Source organism: Aeromicrobium sp. (assembly GCF_049587115.1).
In the GTDB taxonomy this organism is placed as follows: domain Bacteria; phylum Actinomycetota; class Actinomycetes; order Propionibacteriales; family Nocardioidaceae; genus Aeromicrobium.
The window spans coordinates 1-1691 of the sequence record NZ_JBAVDI010000087.1 but is presented as its reverse complement, the minus strand read 5'-3'; the positions used below and the strand labels follow the sequence as shown (position 1 = coordinate 1691).

The 1691-nt window shown below is 64.8% G+C and carries 3 protein-coding genes; 2 read left to right on the top strand and 1 reads right to left on the bottom strand.

Features of this window, described 5'->3' with window-relative positions:
* A partial coding sequence (locus WB461_RS08820) for an ABC transporter ATP-binding protein (RefSeq protein ID WP_423852361.1) occupies window positions 1–732 on the top strand: 732 nt, incomplete at its 5' end.
* The gene (locus WB461_RS08815; RefSeq protein ID WP_423852360.1) at window positions 732–1433 is read left to right on the top strand and encodes an ABC transporter ATP-binding protein; all 702 of its coding nucleotides are present in this window, start codon (window positions 732–734) and stop codon (window positions 1431–1433) included. The genes WB461_RS08820 and WB461_RS08815, both read left to right, overlap by 1 nt.
* A gap of 24 nt (window positions 1434–1457) precedes the next feature.
* Here WB461_RS08815 and WB461_RS08810 read toward each other — a convergent pair.
* Window positions 1458–1691 (bottom strand): nuclear transport factor 2 family protein (locus tag WB461_RS08810; protein WP_423852359.1); only part of this gene is annotated, 234 nt, incomplete at its 5' end.

Sequence of the window (1691 nt, the reverse complement as noted above, 5' to 3'; positions counted from 1 at the left end):
GGCGAGAGAGACGGACCGGTGCTTTCGGTACGTGACGTGTCGATCTCCTTCGGTGGGATCCACGCGCTCGACAAGGTCTCGTTCGACGTCCAGCGGGGCACCGTCTTCGGCCTCATCGGTCCCAACGGAGCGGGCAAGACCACACTCGTCAACATCATCACAGGTGCGCTCCGGCCCGACGCCGGTGTCGTGACGTTCGGAGGCGGTGAAGTCACCGGACTGCGTCCGCACGCACGAGCCCGGATGGGTCTTAGTCGCACCTTCCAGGCACCGAGGCTGCTGCCAAGTCTGTCGCTGGAGCGGAACGCATCGATCGGCCAGTGGTACGCGCGCAGCACCACCGGCCGCCGCCCGATCAAGCCCGCCCTCCTCCTGGAGATGATGGGCCTCAGTGACCTGACCGGTCGCAAGGTCAGTTCCTTGAACCTCGCAGAACAACGCCGGGTCGAGATCGCTCGGGCGCTTGCCACGAACCCTGAACTGGTCTTGCTCGACGAGCCGACGGCCGGAATGAACCATGTCGAGGCCTTCGAGCTGATCAAGCTCGTCGTATCGGCATGCAAGCGCTGGGGCATCACGGTCCTGCTCATCGAGCACAACATGAACATCGTGATGGGCTTCTCTGATGAGATCACCGTGGTGAGTTTCGGCAAGCAGATCGCTGCCGGGACCCCGGACCAGATCAAGACGGACCAGACCGTCATCGATGCCTACCTGGGGAGTCACGCCTGATGCTCACGATCACCGACCTCAAGGTCTCCTATGGCGCCATCAAGGCCCTCGAGGGCGTCTCCCTGACCGTCGGGCGCGGCGAGACTGTCGCCTTGGTCGGTGCCAACGGCGCCGGCAAGTCCAGCCTGCTCAAGGCGATCATGGGGCTGGTCTCGGCAACGGGGGAGGTGACGGTGGAGGGGACGGGTCCGATTCTAGGTCGATCTCCGCACAAGATCGCCCGCTCCGGCCTTCGTGCCGTACCCGAGGGCGGTGCGGTGTTCAACGGAATGACCGTGCGGGAGAATCTCCAGGTCGGTTTCGCGAGCGGGGCCAGCCGGCTCGACGAGGCAGGCGCCTTCGACGACGCATTCTTGCGTTTCCCCAAGCTCGGCCAGCGCCTCGATCAGCTTGCCGGCACGCTCAGCGGCGGCGAGCGACAGATGCTCGCGATCGCCCGGGCGCTGGTCGGCGCCCCGAGTGTGCTCCTGCTCGACGAGCCGTCCTTCGGCCTCGCCCCGGTCGTGGTGGACGAGGTCTTCGCGATGATTGAGATGCTCACCTCGGGCGGATTGACGATCCTGTTGGTCGAGCAGAATGCCCGCCGGGCGCTGTCCCTGGCATCGCGTGGCTACGTCATCGAGCAGGGCTCGATCGTGGTCGAGGGAGCCAGTGAGCAGCTGTCCGCCGACAGCCGGATTGTCGACGCGTATCTCGGCTGAGGCTGTCGGCGGTCGAGAGTCACGTCAGGATTTCGAGATCGAGAATTCGACGTCGCTCTGCAAGGTCCGCTCAATGATCCGCCAGCCGACGTCAGTGCGGATCAACCGGTCGACGTAGCGGCCGGTGAGGATCACCGTGATGCCATCGGGAGTGATCTCGAACAGGGTCAGATAGCTGGACGCGTCCGCCGCGTCACCCGCCACGCTGATCAGCTCGTTGGTAATCATGTGCCGCCGTGGGAACGGACAGTTTCGGAA